A 15,145-nucleotide genomic window follows, 5' to 3' on the forward strand; every position below is an offset into this window, starting at 1 on the left:
CTATCGCCGTTTAGCATCGCACAGCTGCCATTCCAATTACCATGGTTCCGACGCGCCGGATCGCCCATCTCGACATGGATGCCTTTTACGCATCCGTCGAGTTGTTGCGCTATCCCGAGCTGCGCGGTAAGGCGGTGGTGATCGGTGGTGGCCGGAAGGCGGCGCCGCAGACGCTGCCGGACGGCACGCGCCGGTTTGCCCGCTTGCGCGATTACGCTGGACGTGGTGTGGTCACCACGTCCACGTATGAGGCGCGCGCGCTCGGCGTGTTTTCCGCAATGGGCATGATGAAGGCCGCGCAGCTCGCGCCCGACGCCATCTTGCTGCCCACTGACTTCGACTTGTATCGCCATTATTCACGGCTGTTCAAGGCCGCAGTGGCGACTTTCACTGACCAAATCCAGGATCGCGGGATCGATGAGATCTACATTGATTTGACCGCGTTGCCCGGCGACACGCGAGCGCTGGCGATGCGCATCAAGCAGGCGGTGTGCGACGCGACCGGTCTCACGTGCTCGATCTGCGTTGCGCCGAACAAGCTGCTCGCAAAGATCGGCTCGGAGTTGGACAAGCCGGACGGCATGACAATTCTGTCCATCGCGGACCTGCCGACGCGGATCTGGCCACTGCCGGTGCGCAAGATCAACGGTATCGGCCCGAAGGCGGGCGAGAAACTTGTTTCGCTGGGCATCGCCACGGTCGGCGATTTAGCGAAGGCCGATCCCGGACTGCTGCAAGCGCATTTCGGCCACAGTTATGCCGCCTGGCTGGCCGACGTCGCCCACGGCATCGATGAGCGGCCGGTGCAAGTCACGTCGGAGCCGAAATCGATGAGCCGCGAAACCACGTTCGAGCGTGATATGCACGTGCGCCACGACCGCGCCGCGCTCTCGGCGATCTTCACGGACCTGTGCGTGCGCGTGGCGCAAGACTTGACGCGCAAGGGCTATGTCGGACGCACGGTCGGGCTGAAGCTGCGCTATGCGGATTTCTGCACCGTTACGCGCGATGTCAGCTTACCGGAGCCCACCGCGGATGCGGCCTTGATTCGGCGCGCCGCCACCGAATGTCTGAAGCGCGTGCCACTGGACAAGCGGCTTAGGCTGCTCGGTGTGCGGGTCAGTGCGCTGCGACCGGCGCACGCGCAGCGCTTGGCGCGCGCGCCGGTGCAACACGAACTGCCATTTGCCGAAGCGGGGACCCAGAAGTGAACTACCCTCGTGCTCCGTTTGTGGCGGACAGGCAGGCCGCACCGCGCTGCAAAGCGCGAACCGGCGCGCTATTATGCGGCGCACGAGGCTCGCGCGTATCCTGGTCAGTGCATGCCTGCTATACGGTCGGTCAGCGCGTTCAACTCGTAGATGAGCCGCGACAGTGCTAGTTTCAGTGCCAAGTTGATCTCGCTGAGCTCCCATTGCGCGACGAAAGCCGTCGGTGATCAACAGTCATGGTCGGTGGCGCGACGGATATCACCGCGCTAACTGACCGGAAATCCGACGCGCTCCATGGTGCTGATGTGGCGTGACAGTAATTGAGCGGCGCGCTCGAGATCATGGCCTTTCAACGCGTCGATGATCAGTTGATGATCGTGGTTCGAGCGCGATTGCCAGCCGCGCGCCCGGCCGACGGCGAGTACGAAGCGCGAACTGGTCAATTGCAGCACGTCCAGTGTCGCCAGCAGGCGGGGCATCGCGCAATGGCGCACCAGCGCATGGTGGAACGCACGGTTGGCTGCATCCCACGACGCAAGCGAATTGGCAGCGTCGCACGCGGCGTGGGCACTTTCAAGCGCCTCGAAATGTTCGGCGCGCAAGTGTGGCATGGCGTGGCGCAGCGCAAGCGGCTCGAGCACCGCCCGCATGTCAACGGCTTCCTTGATGGCGGCACGATCCAATGCGGTGACGCGCACGCCGCGTCTGTGCAGAATCGTTACCAGTCCGATTGCCTGCAGCCGTTGAAACGCTTCGCGCACAGGTACATGGCTCGCCCCAAATTCCTTGGCGATGTGGTCCTGTCGAAGCGCGGTACCGCCGGCTAACTCCCCGCTGACAATACGCTCGCGCAACCGGTCGACAATATGCTCGACCAAGCTCGGCGTGCGGGTATCGTTTAGGCGCCCAATGTCCATTTCATAGATTATCTATTTTCATGAGTAGGTAAACTGACGCCAATTTCGTTATAACATCCAGGACGCAATCGGCGTGAGCTTGGGAAGTCGGTAGATTATCTATTAAATAAGCTGAGTGGTCGAGACCACTGCGGCCGTGGCGCGCCAGCGGCGCGTGTCACATCTACCCGTAGCCGCCGGGTCGTTTGGATCCCATCCGCATAGGAGTATCTGCATATGTCGATTAGGCCAACAGAATCGTCGGCTCATTCCTCCAGTTTGTCCGGCGACGACGCAGCGCCAATCCGGCACGACTGGACGCGCGAGCAAATTACGGCGTTGTTCGATTTGCCATTCGATGACCTGCTATATCGCGCGCATACCGTGCAGCGACGTTATCATGCCGGCCGCGGCCTGCAAATTTCGCAATTGTTGTCCATCAAGACGGGTGGATGCCCGGAGGACTGCGGCTACTGTAGTCAATCGGTCCACGCCGAGACCGACCTGAAAGCGACCGCATTGATGAGCGTGGACGCGGTGTTGCAGGCCGCTGCGCAGGCCAAGGCCGCCGGCGTGCAGCGCTTTTGCATGGGGGCCGCATGGCGCAGCCCGCGCGAGCGCGACCTGGAGCGGGTCTGCGCAATGGTGGAGGGCGTGAAGGCGCTGGGGCTGGAAACCTGCGTGACGCTCGGCATGCTGACCGACGCACAAGCGCAGCGCCTAGCCGACTCCGGCCTGGACTACTACAACCACAACATTGACACGAGTCCCGAATACTATCCATCCGTGATCACCACGCGTACGTTGCAGGAACGGTTTGACACACTTGAGCACGTGCGCAACGCGGGCCTGAGGGTTTGCTGCGGCGGCATTGTCGGCATGGGGGAGTCGCGCGAGGATCGAGTCGGCATGTTGCAGACATTGGCCAATTTGCCAGCACACCCGGAGTCGGTGCCGGTCAATTCCCTAATGCGGATCGAAGGCACGCGGCTCGCGCACGAGCGCGACGTCGACGGGTTGGAGTTCGTGCGCACGATCGCGGTGGCCCGCATCGTGATGCCGGCGTCCGTGATACGGCTCTCGGCCGGGCGTGAGCACATGAGCGACGAGCTTCAGGCGCTGTGTCTGTTTGCTGGCGCCGGCTCAGTGTTCATCGGCGAGAAACTGTTGACCACGCCCAATCCGGCTCCCCATCAGGACCGCGAGCTGATCGACCGGCTTGGCGCGACGAGCCAGGAATCGGCCCCGATCCAATGGATCGCCAAATCACGGCAATGATCTCCAGAAACACTCGCATGAAGCTGCTCGAATCGCTTGGGCGCGGCTTGTCGGCGCTCGATGCAAACCACTTGCGCTGGCATCGGCGCATTGCCGACAGTGCGTGCAGCGCGCGGATGAGCGTGGACGGGCGACGCATCGTGGGTTTTGCGAGTAACGACTACCTGGGACTTGCTGCGCATCCAGCGTTGATCTAGGTGTTGGGCGACGGCGCACGACGCTATGGTGCCGGCAGCGGGGGGCTCACCTGCTGGGTCTCCGATGCGCTGAACCATGCTTCGCTGATCGACGGCACGCGGCTATCCCGCGCGTGCGTGCAGATCTATCCGCATTGTGATACCGAGACCCTGGATGCGATGGTAGGCGCGAGTGACGCGGCGACGTTGGACGACGCGGGTCTGTGGGTGCCGGCCATCCGGCCGCCGACGGTTCCGCCTGGCACGTCCCGGTTGCGGATCTCGTTGTCGGCTGCGCACACGGACGAAGACCTGGACCGGCTGGAGACGGTGCTGGCTGGTGTGGCGGTAACATCCTGATCGATACCGACGTCGGTGGCACTGGACCCAGCGGCGACGCAGGGGAAGCGAGTCGCGCCACCGATGCAACAGTCCGGCGGCGGTGCCGACCAAGCTCGTCAAAGTGCTGACGTAACGTTGGCAAGGTCAGTGTTAGGTGGGGTGGGGCACGGCATCGCACAGGCCGAACGGCTGCGGCATGGCACCATGCGCCTCGGGCCACGGTGTGAGTACCTCCGCGCCGGTCTCCGTCACCACGACCATATGTTCCCACTGCGCGGACCACGAGCCATCCTGCGTCACGACTGTCCAGCCGTCCGCCAGTTGCCGCGTGCCAGCCGACCCGGCGTTGAACATTGGCTCGATCGTAAAAATCATGCCGGGCTTCAGTTCGAGGCCGGTTCTCGGGCGTCCATAGTGGAGCACCTGCGGCTCGTCGTGATAGACGCGTCCGATCCCGTGGCCGCAATACTCACGTACGATACCGAAGCCTTCGCGTTGCCCGACGCGCTGGATCGCATGGCCGACATCGCCGAGCGTGGCGCCCGGACGCACAGCGGCAATGCCCGCCATCATCGCTTCGTACGCAGTGCACACTAGTCGCCGTGCCGCATCGTCTGGCTCGCCGACAAAGTACATGCGGCTCGTATCGCCATACCAGCCGTCCTTGATCACGGCGACGTCGATGTTCAGAATGTCGCCGTCCTGCAACGGGCGCGATGATGGAATGCCGTGGCACACCACGTGGTTCACCGACGCGCAGATCGTCTTCGGATAACTGTGATAGCCAACGTTGGCCGGCGTCGCTCGTTGCACGTTGACGATATAGTCATGGCACAGCCGGTCGAGTTCGTCGGTGCTCACGCCGGGCTTGACGTAAGGGCCAATCATCTGCAAGACGTCCGCGGCCAGCATGCCGGCACGACGGGCCATCGCAATTTCGGCGCGCGAACGGAGTGGGACTCGGGCAGCGCGCCGCATCATGCTGCCTTGCTGACGTCGTTGTCCAAGCCGGCAGTATGCCAAGGCGTGCCCGCCGCCTCGGCCTGCATTAACAGCCGGCATAGTCCGGTGTAGTCGAGCGTTGGGTTCAATTCCGCGAGCATCCCGATGCGCAGCCAATGTTCAGCCTGCGCGTTGATTGAGCGGCTCAGCGCGCCGCTTGCGTAGCGCAGCGACTTGTGCATCTGTTCGGAGATTTTGACGATGCCCATCGGTGACCTGTTTGAATATATGTTTTGTATATGATTCGTATAATACTGCACTGTCGAAACAAGTTAAACCCCCCGTAGCGGTAGCGGCGATGGCCCCGGATAGCAGGTGCGTCCGTGCTAAGACTTGAGCTTAGCTTAGCCTCAGTCGTAGCGAACGCGCCAGTGAGACAGGCCTCGTACTCCCTGCTGCACGATCCCTTCGATCAATGCCCACTTGCATCAGCGGGGCTGACAGGTAGATGCCCACCGGCGCCCACGCAGACCGATGGATGTGTCGGAAAGGCCCGCCCAATCTAGGCGCCGGTGCACAAAAAAATAATGAAAATTCAAGGCCGTTATAGTCCAAACGGTAATATCAGCCGATGGGTCGGATCGACGGCACACACTGCGGGAAGGCTCACGCTGTACGTCGATGATTGGGATCGTGCATTTCTGCGTTACGCTACGGGATCCGGACAAGGGCCGTGCCCTCACTTGGGCCAATATATGGAGGATCGACGGGACTTCACGATGAATGAAAACGTACGCCAACCCTTACCGCACACCCATAAGCTCACGCACGTTTCGCTGTCGCGTAAACTCAAGTTGCAGCAGTTGGTCCTAATCGCCAAGGTCATCGACAGTGGGTCGCTGCTGCGCGCTGCCAATGAGTTGAGCATGACGCAGCCAGCGTTGACCAAGTCCATTCAGGAGTTGGAGGCATTCTTCGGCGAGTCTCTGTTCGAGCGCACGAACCGCGGCGTCGTGCCGACGGAACTGGGTCGGCTGCTGGGCCGTCGCGCTAAATCGATGATCACCGAACTGCGCTACCTAACCGATGAGGTCAATACGCTGCAAAGCGGTACGGCCGGGCACGTGATCGTCGGCACGCTGATATCAGCGTCGGCCCGGCTGCTGCCGGTGGCGATCTGCAAATTGAAGGAGCAGGCACCGGACATGCTGGTCACGGTGCGCGAGGGGGCAACTGCGCAGTTGTTCCCGGCGCTGGCGACCGGCGACCTGGATATCGTGGTCGGCCGCCTGCCCGAGCGCGAGCTGCCGCTTGCCAGTGCGTTCCCGCTGCAGCACGAAGTTCTGTTCGAAGAATCGATGTGCGTGGTGGTCGGTGCCAGGCATGCGGCAGGCCTGCCCGCGCAACCGGGCCTTGCTGACTTAATGCACTTGCCGTGGATCGTGCCACTTGGCGATTCTCCAGTCCGCTTGCGAGCTGAACGGCTGTTCTATGACGCCGGTTTGCCGATGCCGGCTGATCGTGTCGAGTCGCTGTCAATGCTAACTAATCTCGGCTTGTTACTCGAGCGGCCCTGCGCGGCGCTGATGCCGCGCGCCGCCGCGCGCCAGTTCGTCGATGCGGGTTTGTTGGCGGTTGTTGAGATCACCGAGGCGGCGGATTTTGGCGCCGTGGGGTTTTCGGTCCGGGCAAACAAGAAAATTAGCCCTGCATGCATGCGCTTCATCGCTTGCCTTCGTGAAAGTGCGGCCCTGGTTCACGGCGTGCTCGACGGCGGATAGGTTGGTATAACGGTAGGGAATAGCGCATCCTGAAAAGGTTATTATTGTTTATGCTCAACGCCGCTTAGACTGGCTGCACTGATCTGATTCTTAGACCTGACGCGCGGCTCGAGCAGGTCGCTGCGACGATGCGGCGACCTACCGGGAGCGGGCCGCCGTTCCGTCTGCTGAATCGATATAACAGCCTCGTCAGGAGACCCACGCATGACCGACCGAGTCGATCACTCCTCGCCGTGGTGCCGCGGCGCCCACATGCTGATTGCGCTGGCCGCTGCCGTACTGTATTCAATGCCCGTGCAAGCGGTCGAGCCGGGGCCGCTGAAAATCGGTTTCCTCGCGACATTGTCGGGCCCAGCCGGCGCGCTCGGCCAGGACCAATACGATGCATTCATGCTGGCTGTCGAGCAAAAAGGCGGCAAGCTGGGCGGCGTACCAGTCCAAGTGCTGCGCAAGGACGACCAGCTCAAACCGGATGTCGCGCTCCAGGAAGCACGACAACTGATCAATCGTGATGGGGTGAAAATCATCACCGGCGTGACGTTCTCCAACGTGATGATGGCAATCCACAAACCGGTGACCAGCGCCGGCGTGTTCCTGATCGGTTCCAATGCCGGCCCCACGCAGCTTGCTGGGCCGGGGTGCTCGCCGCTGTTTTTCTCCACCTCGTGGAACAACGACGAACTGCATGAGGCAGGGGGGCAATTGGTGCAGGACTTGGGCTATAAGCGCGTCTATGTGATGGCCCCAAACTACCAGGCGGGACGTGACGCGATCACGGGCTTCAAACGCGATTACCGCGGCACAATCGTCAATGAGGTGTACACGCAGGTTAACCAGCCTGATTACTCGGCCGAATTGGCTCAGTTGCAGGCTGCGCGTCCGGACGCCGTCTATGTGTTCTATCCGGGGGGCATGGGCGTGAACTTCGTCAAGCAGTATCGGCAGGCCGGTTTGCTGGGCAAGATCCCGTTGGTTTCGGTCTCGACGATCGATGGCACGACATTGCCGGCGCTCAAAGAGGTCGCAGTCGGCGCGATTACCGCTGCACCGTATGCGCCTGATCTGAAGAACGCCCAGAACGCGCAATTTGCCTCGTCATTCGAGTCCAAGTACGGGCGCAAGCCATCCATGTACGCGGCGCAGTCATATGATGCGGCAAACCTACTCGATGCAGCGCTGTCGGCCGTCAAGGGTAACGTGGCGGATCGCGATGCGCTACGTGCCGCACTGCGTACCGCGCGGTTTCAATCGGTGCGGGGCGCCTTCAGCCTGGAATCCAATCAATTCCCTCGTGCCGGCTTTTATCGCGTCGACGTCGTGCGCACTGCCACCGGTGCCGCGTTTGAGAGCAAGAACCCGATCGTGCCGAAGTCCCGCACGCCGATCTTGCAGCAGTGCAAAATGAACTGAACGGATGCTACGATGAACCTGACGTTGGCGATCATGCAGTGCCTCAATGGCCTGCAGCTCGGCATCCTATTGTTCCTGATGGCGGCCGGCCTCACGCTTGTGTTCGGTATTGCAAACTTCGTCAACTTGGCGCACGGCTCGCTTTACATGATAGGCGCTTTTGTCGGCGCGCTGGTGTACAACCTGACAAGTTCGTTCATGTTGGCGACGCTGGCTGTCGTTCCCGCCATGATGGTCGTGGGCATCGCGCTGGAAGCGGGAATATTCCGCCGCCTCTATGCACGCAACCACCTCGATCAGGTGCTTGCCACGTTCGGGCTGATCTTGTTCTTCAATGAGCTGGCCCGCACTTTGTGGGGTCCTTCTCCCTACTATATGGAAGTGCCGCCCTCGCTGTCCGGCGCCATCGACGTATTCGGCATCAACTACCCTGCCTATCGGCTGCTCATCGTGGTCGCCGGTATTGGCATTGCCCTAGGCTGCTACGTCGTCATTCATCGCACCCGCATAGGCATGCTGATTCGTGCGGGCGCGACACATCGTGACATCGTTACCGCACTAGGCGTCAACATGGGATTACTCAATGCGTTGTTGTTCGGCGTTGCCGCTGCGTTAGCGGGCGTTGCAGGGTTGCTTGCCGGCCCGATCTTGTCCGTGCAGTCTGGCATGGGCGAGCCCGTTCTGATCCTGACGATGGTGGTCATCGTCATCGGCGGGATCGGATCGATCCGCGGTGCTTTCTATGCGGCACTGATCGTCGGTGTGGTGGACACGCTCGGCCGTACGCTGCTGCCGGTAGCGCTGCGCGAGCTGCTGGAGCGCAGCGCCGCCGACAGCGCCGGGCCTGCGCTCGCATCGATGCTGATCTATATCCTGATGGCGGCCGTGCTCGCGTGGCGTCCACAAGGGCTTTTTCCGGTCAAATATTGAACAGGCGGATGATCATGTCGATCCCATTAGCCGCGCGCCGTACGGCGCGTTCAACATTGAGCAGCCACGAGCCAGCCGCGCGCGCGACGCTCGCCGGCAAGATGTCATGGTTGGTCATGGCCGTGTTGATCGCGGTGCCGCTCTACGCACAGGCAACCCAGCAGCCGTTCTTATTGACGTTGGTCACGCGCATCGCGATTCTCGCCATCGCCGCCATGTCGCTGGATCTGATATTGGGCGTCGGCGGTCTTGTGAGTTTTGGACACGCGCTGTTCTTTGGGCTGGGCGCTTATGCCACCGGGATGCTCGCGCAACACGGCGTGAGCAGCGGCTGGCTGCACTTGCTTTGCGCGGTCGCGGTCAGTGCACTGGTAGCTGCGGTGACTGGTGCCATCGCGTTGCGTACCCGCGGCATCGCATTCATCATGATTACGCTGGCATTTGCGCAGATGTTTTACTTTCTTGCAGTCGGTCTTCGCGAGTATGGGGGCGATGACGGCTTCGCGCTGGCTGCCGGCAGTCAGTTCGGCGCCGTGCAGCTGACTGATCCGCTCACGCTATACGTCGTATCTGCATGCCTGCTGCTGGCGCTGCTCGCGTTCGGCAGACATTTCCTACACACTGCCATGGGCCTGACACTGGGCGGTATCCGGATCAATGATGCCGGATGCAGGCGCTTGGCATACCCATTACGCAATGCAAACGGGCTGTCTATGTCGTGGCCGCGGCATTGTCGAGCATCGCTGGCATGCTATTCGCGAACCTGACCCAATTCGTGGCTCCGTCGTATCTGTCCTGGACAATGTCCGGTGACCTGATCGTGATGGTAGTGATCGGCGGCGCTGGCACGTTCATCGGCGCAGTGCTCGGCACGTTTGCGATCGTGTTGGCAGAAGAAGGGCTCAAGGCTGTGACGGAACACTGGATGCTCGTCATGGGGCCGTTGATCGTGGTGGCGGTGCTTGTCAATCGCCACGGGCTGGCAGGACTGCTCGAGTCGTTCGGTGCACGCATGAGCCGCAGCCCCCGTGCGGCGGGAGAGCAGGTATGAGTTTGTTGCAGGTGACGGGATTGACCAAGCGTTATGGCGGCTTTGTCGCGACCGATCATTTCAGCATGACGATCGAACCGGGCGAGATTCATGCGGTCATTGGGCCGAACGGGGCAGGCAAGAGCACGCTGATCGCGCAACTGGCCGGCGAGTTGCGCCCGGACGCGGGCACTATCAAGTTTGACGGCCGCGATGTGACATCGGCAAGCATCAGTCAACGGGCGCGGCTCGGCTTAACACGCTCATACCAGATCACGTCTGTGCTCCCGGACTATACCGCACTGCAGAATGTCATGCTCGCAGTCAATGCGCTCGGGCCGCGGCGCTTCAGCTGCTGGGGCGCGCTCGCGCGCCAGAGCCGCGTGCGCGAGCCCGCACTGGAGCTGCTCGAGCGTGTTGGGTTGGCGCAGCGCGCGCACGTGAGCGCGGCGCAGATGGCGCATGGTGAGCACCGCCAGTTGGAGCTGGCGATGGCGCTCGCCGGCCGGCCCAAGCTGCTGTTGCTCGATGAGCCCATGGCAGGCATGAGCCAGGCCGAGTCAGAGAACATGACGGCACAGCTGCACGAACTCAAGGGTCGTCATGCGATGTTGCTGGTGGAACACGATATGGACTCGGTCTTTGCACTGGCCGACAGGATCACTGTATTGGTCTACGGCAAGCCAATCGCTACGGGGCGTGCTGACGAGATCCGCATTGATCCCCGCGTACGCGAAGCTTACCTTGGTAATGACACGGCACCGCAAGGCAAAAGGGAACACGTATGACGGGCCGATTACTCGAAGTCGAATCGCTGGTAGCGTTTTATGGCCGCAGTCAAGCGTTGTTCGGCGTTGATCTGATGGTCGACGACGGCCAATTCGTGACACTACTGGGTCGTAACGGGATGGGCAAGTCCACCACAGTCAAGTCGATCACCGGCTTGCTGCACAATTGCACGGGTGTCGTCCGGCTTGGTGGCAAGTCGGTGCATTCAAGTGCATCCTATCGGATCGCGCGGGCCGGCATCGGTCTTGTGCCTGAGGGCCGACACGTCTTCCCGACCTTGACGGTGCGCGAGAATCTTGTCGCGACAGCACGCGCCGGCTATCCGCGGCAAGGGGGGCTGTGGACGCTGGAGCGTGTTTACCAGCTGTTTCCAAGGCTCAAGGAACGCGAGCGTCATCTCGCTTCAAACCTGTCCGGCGGGGAGCAACAGATGCTTGCCATCGGCCGTGCGTTGCTCACCAATCCGCGCCTGCTGATCCTGGACGAAGCGACAGAAGGGCTGGCGCCGTTGGTCCGCGAGGAAATCTGGCGATGCCTTGCTGAACTGAAGCGGACCGGATTAGCGATCCTTTGCATCGACAAGAACCTCGCGTCGCAACTGGCGATTGCAGACCATCACTACTTGATGTCCAAGGGGCGCGTGGTCTGGCACGGCGACTCGGCACAACTGCGGGCGCAGGCGGACAAGTTGAGTGCGCACCTAAGCATCTAGCGACGCGGCAGCCGGTGCAGCGTATCATTTCGAACTGACAGCGGGAATATCATGCCGTTTGACTTGACGTTTTCTGACCTCGCTGAGCGCGCTGTTCAGTACAATGCTCGCGCATCCGTGGCCGACTTCGATGCGCAAATGCGTCTATACGCGCAGCTAGCCGAACGGTCCCGGCAAGCCTGCCCGGCGATACTCGACCAACGCTATGGCATGGGGCAGGCCGAGCGCATCGATATCTTTCCGGCCGTCGCGGCCGGCCAGCCCGCGCCGCTCTTCGTCTACGTCCACGGTGGATACTGGCGTTCGCAGCGCAAGGAAGACGCATGTTCGATGGCGCAAGCGCTGACGAGCCACGGCGTGGCAGTGGCGATGGTTGAATACACACTGTTGCCTGAAGCGACGCTTGCCGAAGTCGTTCGCGAAGTGCGCAGCGCGGTCGCATGGTTGTATCGCCATGGTAGAACATATGGCATCGATGTTCAGCGGATCATCGTCTGCGGTAGCTCGGCGGGAGCGCATCTGGCCGGCATGCTGTATGGCGACGACTGGCAACGTGCGTTCGAAGTTTCGTCCGATGTCATCAAGGGGATCGTCGGCCTGAGCGGACTCTACGATATCCGGCCGTTATGCGACATCAACGTCAACGAATGGCTACGGCTCCATCCGGAGCAAGCGGCGTTGCTCAGCCCGGCGTTGCGGTTGCCGCACGACGGACCGCCGGTGGTATTGGCGGTCGGAGGCCTGGAGACAGCCGGCTTCAAGCACCAGACCTATCATTTTCACGAACTGCTGGTTGCAAGAGGATTGCCAGTACGACTGGTACAGCAGCCGAATCGCAATCATTTCAACCTCATCAACGAGCTTGCCGATCCGTCCAGCGAACTGTTCCGCGCTGCGCTAGCGTTGCTGCAGTAGAGCGGGGCGGTTGCCGCCGGTGATGCGTCATGCCGCGCCGGCAGGACGTGACATGACGCAACCGTATACCGCATCTACCAACTGTAGCGATAGCTCGCCTGGCTAGATCTGTCGTATTCGACAGATGTACTCTTTTGGATACGAGGCGCCGCTTGATGCGGCGTTTGCTTTCGCGCTAGGACAACATGCCGACGATCCTGTTTTTACAACCGACGCAGTTGCTCCGAGAAAAACGAGCGGGTACGTTCGGCGATGACTTCTTTGTCAAAGTCGATGGTCGCGACGTGGAAAGAATTTTGAAGCACTAACAGCCGTCGGTCCGTCGAACTAATGCTATTCAGGATGACCTGCCCATTCGCTGGCGGTACGACATGATCTTCCGGGGAAACCATAACCAGAGTCGGACAGATGATTTTTGGCAGCAGATCTCGTGTCACGTTCATCAAGCCGTAGATTTCCTTGATCGTGGATACCGGGATTTCGTGGTATGCCACCTCAGTAACATTCGGATCCTTGACGTCATTGCCTACACCGACAAGGTAGTCCGGCGCATCTTTTTGGTATGCCAGCTCAGCCAGCGTGTGGGTTCCGAAATAAAGGCACGCGTTGATCGGCACGGCGGCCTTGATTTGCTGAGCATACTGTGCGGCCATGTACAAGGTGAGGCAACCGCCCATTGACAGTCCCGCTATGAAAATCGTCGTACACCGCTTGGAGAGCAGCTGCAGCCCGTCTTCCAGCGAGCGGATCCAGTCGGTCGCCGTTGTTTCAGCCATCGCGGCAGGCGAGTCGCCATGCCCTTTGAGCCGCGGCGCGTGGACCGTCCAGCCTTCCTTGTTGTGCAGATACTCGCCCAGATACCGCATTCCCGACGTCGTGCCGGTGTAGCCGTGTGACAGCAGTACACCCACTTCATTTCCTTCCAGTAGGAAGGGCTGCCCGTTTTCTCGATAGATTTCCGGCGTCATGATTTTCGTGCTCCTATGTTGATCGTGTGGTAATCTCTCTGTTTCCATGGGGTTCAAAAGTGCAAACTATGCGGCCATGGCCAACCGCTGCTTTGGCGTCAATCGGCCCAGGGCCATGTTCAGGTGGTCGTGATTGTAAGTCCATATCCAGTCGGTCGCGAAACGCTGCACGTAGTCCAAGTTTTCCCAGTGGTACAACGACGCCATTCGTACGTACCGCACGGTCCGGTTGAATCGCTCGACATACGCATTGTGCTTAGGTTTACCCGGCTGGATGGAGTCAAGCCTGATGCCATACTGCTGGGCCCATTCGTTGATCGCCATGATCAGGTATTCGGGCCTGTTGCCACACCGAATCACTTTCGGCCTGCCACGCCAATTGATGGTCTGCCGTAGCGTACGGATCACCCGCTGAAGCAAACTACTACAGGCAACTCAGAAATACCGCTGACGTGCCCGTATTAACTTAAACCAACCGGCCTCCACGATTCCCGGCGCGGTTCACAAGATAGTGCAATGCCCAATGATTTTTGCATCATTGTGCGCATCACCAACGTGTCCATGATGACGTCATGATTGCACTTAATTAAGCGATGTCAAGTGCATTGTTTCTCGATGGCTTGTTTCTGAAGTAGGGCCGCTATGCCTGCATTGCTAACTCTTTCAATGATGGCGGTTTAAATCATGATTCGTTTGGACGATGAGATAAATTCGGTATATAGTGTTTTTGCCTTTTTCAGCCCGTCTAGCGTTCCGGCTGCATGAGTGCATGGGATAGGTTTAGTACACAGGCAGGAGCAGAAATCTTTGTGGGATAGCAGTCGACGTGCCTTAGGCGGGGAACACAGCTGCTACGGTCAAGGAGAGTGCAATGCAGCATTTGCTGAGATGGATCGCACCCTATAGTGCTCTATTTATTGTGGGGATTGCGTTGGGTTGGGGCATGAGCTCGGTCATCGCTGGTAGGCGGCTGGCTGAGGAAAAAGCTGTGCGAGCCCGGGATCATGAGCAGCATGCCGAACAAATAAAAGCGATTTCAGACGCAGCCTTGGCCGCGCAACAGAAAGCGACCGCTATGCGTGAAGTTCAGACCCACCGGATCGAAACACTGGATGCACAACTGAGTCAGGAGCGTCAAGCCCATGAGAATGAAAATCAACGTCTGCGCGATGCTATTGCTGCTGGTACTGAGCGGTTGCGTGTGTCGGTCGCCAACTGTTCAACCCGTAGCCGTGACGTGTCCGACTTTGCCTCCGCCACCGGAATGGGCAATGGTTCCCCCACCTACGCAGACCTCGACCCAGCGGTTGCAGAACGCGTTTTCCGGGTCGCTGACGACGACCAGCGAGAAATAGATAAGCTCAAGGCTTTACAAGCTTACGTGTGCGCGGTGCGGCCTGAAACCGCAGAGTGTCCCGTGACCGGGCTTCAGTCGGCGGTACCATGACAAAGTGTCTTAAACGACTGGTCACCACAGGAGGTATCCACGCAAGTCTGTAGTATAAATTCAAGCGTATGGTGATCAAGCAATCATTTAAGCGAGATGCGTTGGTTGCCAAGATGGCCCGCCAAACAATGTCCATGCAATACGTAAGCATAGCCCGAACAGCTGGATACCAGATACGCGAACCTATAGCAAGGGCAGAACATGACGTGGTAGTTTAAACTGTTGTGTGCTATCCGTGTTCAGTTTAAGTGCCTGAACACAGGATGACCTGACTCTGGTGAGTAGGGACGTGCCCGGGAAGTACGGGGGGCAAATCCA

14 protein-coding genes and 2 pseudogenes are annotated in these 15,145 nt (G+C 60.1%); 11 read left to right on the plus strand and 5 right to left on the minus strand.

The window, feature by feature from the left end; all coding sequences use genetic code 11:
• Window positions 1-41: 41 nt before the first annotated feature.
• On the plus strand, window positions 42-1,211 hold the full coding sequence (gene dinB, locus B0B13_RS06395) for a DNA polymerase IV (RefSeq protein ID WP_076795104.1): 1,170 nt from the start codon (window positions 42-44) through the stop codon (window positions 1,209-1,211).
• A 266-nt stretch (window positions 1,212-1,477) separates the two neighbouring features.
• On the opposite strand, the gene B0B13_RS06400 is transcribed toward dinB, so the two are convergent.
• On the minus strand, window positions 1,478-2,128 hold the full coding sequence (locus tag B0B13_RS06400) for a GntR family transcriptional regulator (RefSeq protein WP_076795107.1): 651 nt from the start codon (window positions 2,126-2,128) through the stop codon (window positions 1,478-1,480).
• A gap of 216 nt (window positions 2,129-2,344) precedes the next feature.
• Here B0B13_RS06400 and bioB point away from each other — a divergent pair, with 216 nt between their 5' ends.
• Both bioB and B0B13_RS06415 read left to right on the plus strand, forming a co-directional pair.
• Window positions 2,345-3,385, plus strand: a complete 1,041-nt coding sequence (bioB, locus tag B0B13_RS06405; RefSeq protein ID WP_083703658.1) for a biotin synthase BioB — start codon at window positions 2,345-2,347, stop codon at window positions 3,383-3,385.
• A gap of 17 nt (window positions 3,386-3,402) precedes the next feature.
• Window positions 3,403-3,768: pseudogene (locus B0B13_RS06415) on the plus strand (8-amino-7-oxononanoate synthase); the annotation flags it as partial.
• Between the two features lie 285 nt (window positions 3,769-4,053).
• On the opposite strand, the gene map reads toward B0B13_RS06415, so the two are convergent.
• Both map and B0B13_RS06425 read right to left on the minus strand, forming a co-directional pair.
• The gene (map, locus tag B0B13_RS06420; RefSeq protein ID WP_076797188.1) at window positions 4,054-4,881 is read right to left on the minus strand and encodes a type I methionyl aminopeptidase; all 828 of its coding nucleotides are present in this window, start codon (window positions 4,879-4,881) and stop codon (window positions 4,054-4,056) included.
• The gene (locus tag B0B13_RS06425; protein WP_076784879.1) at window positions 4,881-5,114 is read right to left on the minus strand and encodes a ParD-like family protein; all 234 of its coding nucleotides are present in this window, start codon (window positions 5,112-5,114) and stop codon (window positions 4,881-4,883) included. The genes map and B0B13_RS06425 overlap by 1 nt, the downstream gene beginning before the upstream one ends.
• A 510-nt stretch (window positions 5,115-5,624) precedes the next feature.
• On the opposite strand from B0B13_RS06425, the gene B0B13_RS06430 reads away from it, so the two are divergent.
• From B0B13_RS06430 to B0B13_RS06460, 7 genes and pseudogenes are all read left to right on the plus strand, one after another.
• On the plus strand, window positions 5,625-6,626 hold the full coding sequence (locus B0B13_RS06430; RefSeq protein WP_076795115.1) for a LysR substrate-binding domain-containing protein: 1,002 nt from the start codon (window positions 5,625-5,627) through the stop codon (window positions 6,624-6,626).
• Window positions 6,627-6,830: 204 nt separating this feature from the next.
• Complete coding sequence (locus B0B13_RS06435) at window positions 6,831-8,036, plus strand: ABC transporter substrate-binding protein (protein ID WP_083703659.1); 1,206 nt, start codon at window positions 6,831-6,833, stop codon at window positions 8,034-8,036.
• A 12-nt stretch (window positions 8,037-8,048) separates the two neighbouring features.
• The gene (locus B0B13_RS06440; RefSeq protein ID WP_076795120.1) at window positions 8,049-8,966 is read left to right on the plus strand and encodes a branched-chain amino acid ABC transporter permease; all 918 of its coding nucleotides are present in this window, start codon (window positions 8,049-8,051) and stop codon (window positions 8,964-8,966) included.
• Between the two features lie 215 nt (window positions 8,967-9,181).
• Window positions 9,182-10,017: pseudogene (locus tag B0B13_RS06445) on the plus strand (branched-chain amino acid ABC transporter permease).
• The gene (locus B0B13_RS06450; RefSeq protein ID WP_076795122.1) at window positions 10,014-10,784 is read left to right on the plus strand and encodes an ABC transporter ATP-binding protein; all 771 of its coding nucleotides are present in this window, start codon (window positions 10,014-10,016) and stop codon (window positions 10,782-10,784) included. The pseudogene B0B13_RS06445 and the gene B0B13_RS06450 overlap by 4 nt, the downstream one beginning before the upstream one ends.
• Complete coding sequence (locus B0B13_RS06455; protein ID WP_076795125.1) at window positions 10,781-11,497, plus strand: ABC transporter ATP-binding protein; 717 nt, start codon at window positions 10,781-10,783, stop codon at window positions 11,495-11,497. The genes B0B13_RS06450 and B0B13_RS06455 overlap by 4 nt, the downstream gene beginning before the upstream one ends.
• Before the next feature lie 51 nt (window positions 11,498-11,548).
• A complete protein-coding gene (locus B0B13_RS06460; RefSeq protein ID WP_076795128.1) occupies window positions 11,549-12,412 on the plus strand; it encodes an alpha/beta hydrolase in 864 nt (287 codons plus the stop codon).
• A 203-nt stretch (window positions 12,413-12,615) separates the two neighbouring features.
• On the opposite strand, the gene B0B13_RS06465 is transcribed toward B0B13_RS06460, so the two are convergent.
• Together B0B13_RS06465 and B0B13_RS06470 are read right to left on the minus strand one after the other, a co-directional pair.
• The gene (locus tag B0B13_RS06465) at window positions 12,616-13,380 is read right to left on the minus strand and encodes an alpha/beta hydrolase (protein ID WP_076795130.1); all 765 of its coding nucleotides are present in this window, start codon (window positions 13,378-13,380) and stop codon (window positions 12,616-12,618) included.
• Window positions 13,381-13,446: 66 nt separating this feature from the next.
• A complete protein-coding gene (locus tag B0B13_RS06470; RefSeq protein WP_170872391.1) occupies window positions 13,447-13,704 on the minus strand; it encodes an integrase core domain-containing protein in 258 nt (85 codons plus the stop codon).
• A gap of 547 nt (window positions 13,705-14,251) precedes the next feature.
• Between B0B13_RS06470 and B0B13_RS06475 the strand changes: the two genes are divergently transcribed.
• Complete coding sequence (locus tag B0B13_RS06475; RefSeq protein WP_076795133.1) at window positions 14,252-14,827, plus strand: lysis system i-spanin subunit Rz; 576 nt, start codon at window positions 14,252-14,254, stop codon at window positions 14,825-14,827.
• The last annotated feature ends 318 nt before the right edge of the window (window positions 14,828-15,145 follow it).

This window comes from Burkholderia sp. b14, assembly GCF_900156195.1.
Taxonomy (GTDB): domain Bacteria; phylum Pseudomonadota; class Gammaproteobacteria; order Burkholderiales; family Burkholderiaceae; genus Mycetohabitans.

Excerpts from the sequence above, each read along its gene's own strand:
- dinB (WP_076795104.1), top strand. The coding sequence starts at position 42 with ATGGTTCCGACGCGCCGGATCGCCCATCTCGACATGGATGCCTTTTAC.
- B0B13_RS06400 (WP_076795107.1), bottom strand. The coding sequence starts at position 2,128 with ATGGACATTGGGCGCCTAAACGATACCCGCACGCCGAGCTTGGTCGAG.
- bioB (WP_083703658.1), top strand. The coding sequence starts at position 2,345 with ATGTCGATTAGGCCAACAGAATCGTCGGCTCATTCCTCCAGTTTGTCC.
- map (WP_076797188.1), bottom strand. The coding sequence starts at position 4,881 with ATGCGGCGCGCTGCCCGAGTCCCACTCCGTTCGCGCGCCGAAATTGCG.
- B0B13_RS06425 (WP_076784879.1), bottom strand. The coding sequence starts at position 5,114 with ATGGGCATCGTCAAAATCTCCGAACAGATGCACAAGTCGCTGCGCTAC.
- B0B13_RS06430 (WP_076795115.1), top strand. The coding sequence starts at position 5,625 with ATGAATGAAAACGTACGCCAACCCTTACCGCACACCCATAAGCTCACG.
- B0B13_RS06435 (WP_083703659.1), top strand. The coding sequence starts at position 6,831 with ATGACCGACCGAGTCGATCACTCCTCGCCGTGGTGCCGCGGCGCCCAC.
- B0B13_RS06440 (WP_076795120.1), top strand. The coding sequence starts at position 8,049 with ATGAACCTGACGTTGGCGATCATGCAGTGCCTCAATGGCCTGCAGCTC.
- B0B13_RS06450 (WP_076795122.1), top strand. The coding sequence starts at position 10,014 with ATGAGTTTGTTGCAGGTGACGGGATTGACCAAGCGTTATGGCGGCTTT.
- B0B13_RS06455 (WP_076795125.1), top strand. The coding sequence starts at position 10,781 with ATGACGGGCCGATTACTCGAAGTCGAATCGCTGGTAGCGTTTTATGGC.
- B0B13_RS06460 (WP_076795128.1), top strand. The coding sequence starts at position 11,549 with ATGCCGTTTGACTTGACGTTTTCTGACCTCGCTGAGCGCGCTGTTCAG.
- B0B13_RS06465 (WP_076795130.1), bottom strand. The coding sequence starts at position 13,380 with ATGACGCCGGAAATCTATCGAGAAAACGGGCAGCCCTTCCTACTGGAA.
- B0B13_RS06470 (WP_170872391.1), bottom strand. The coding sequence starts at position 13,704 with ATGGCGATCAACGAATGGGCCCAGCAGTATGGCATCAGGCTTGACTCC.
- B0B13_RS06475 (WP_076795133.1), top strand. The coding sequence starts at position 14,252 with ATGCAGCATTTGCTGAGATGGATCGCACCCTATAGTGCTCTATTTATT.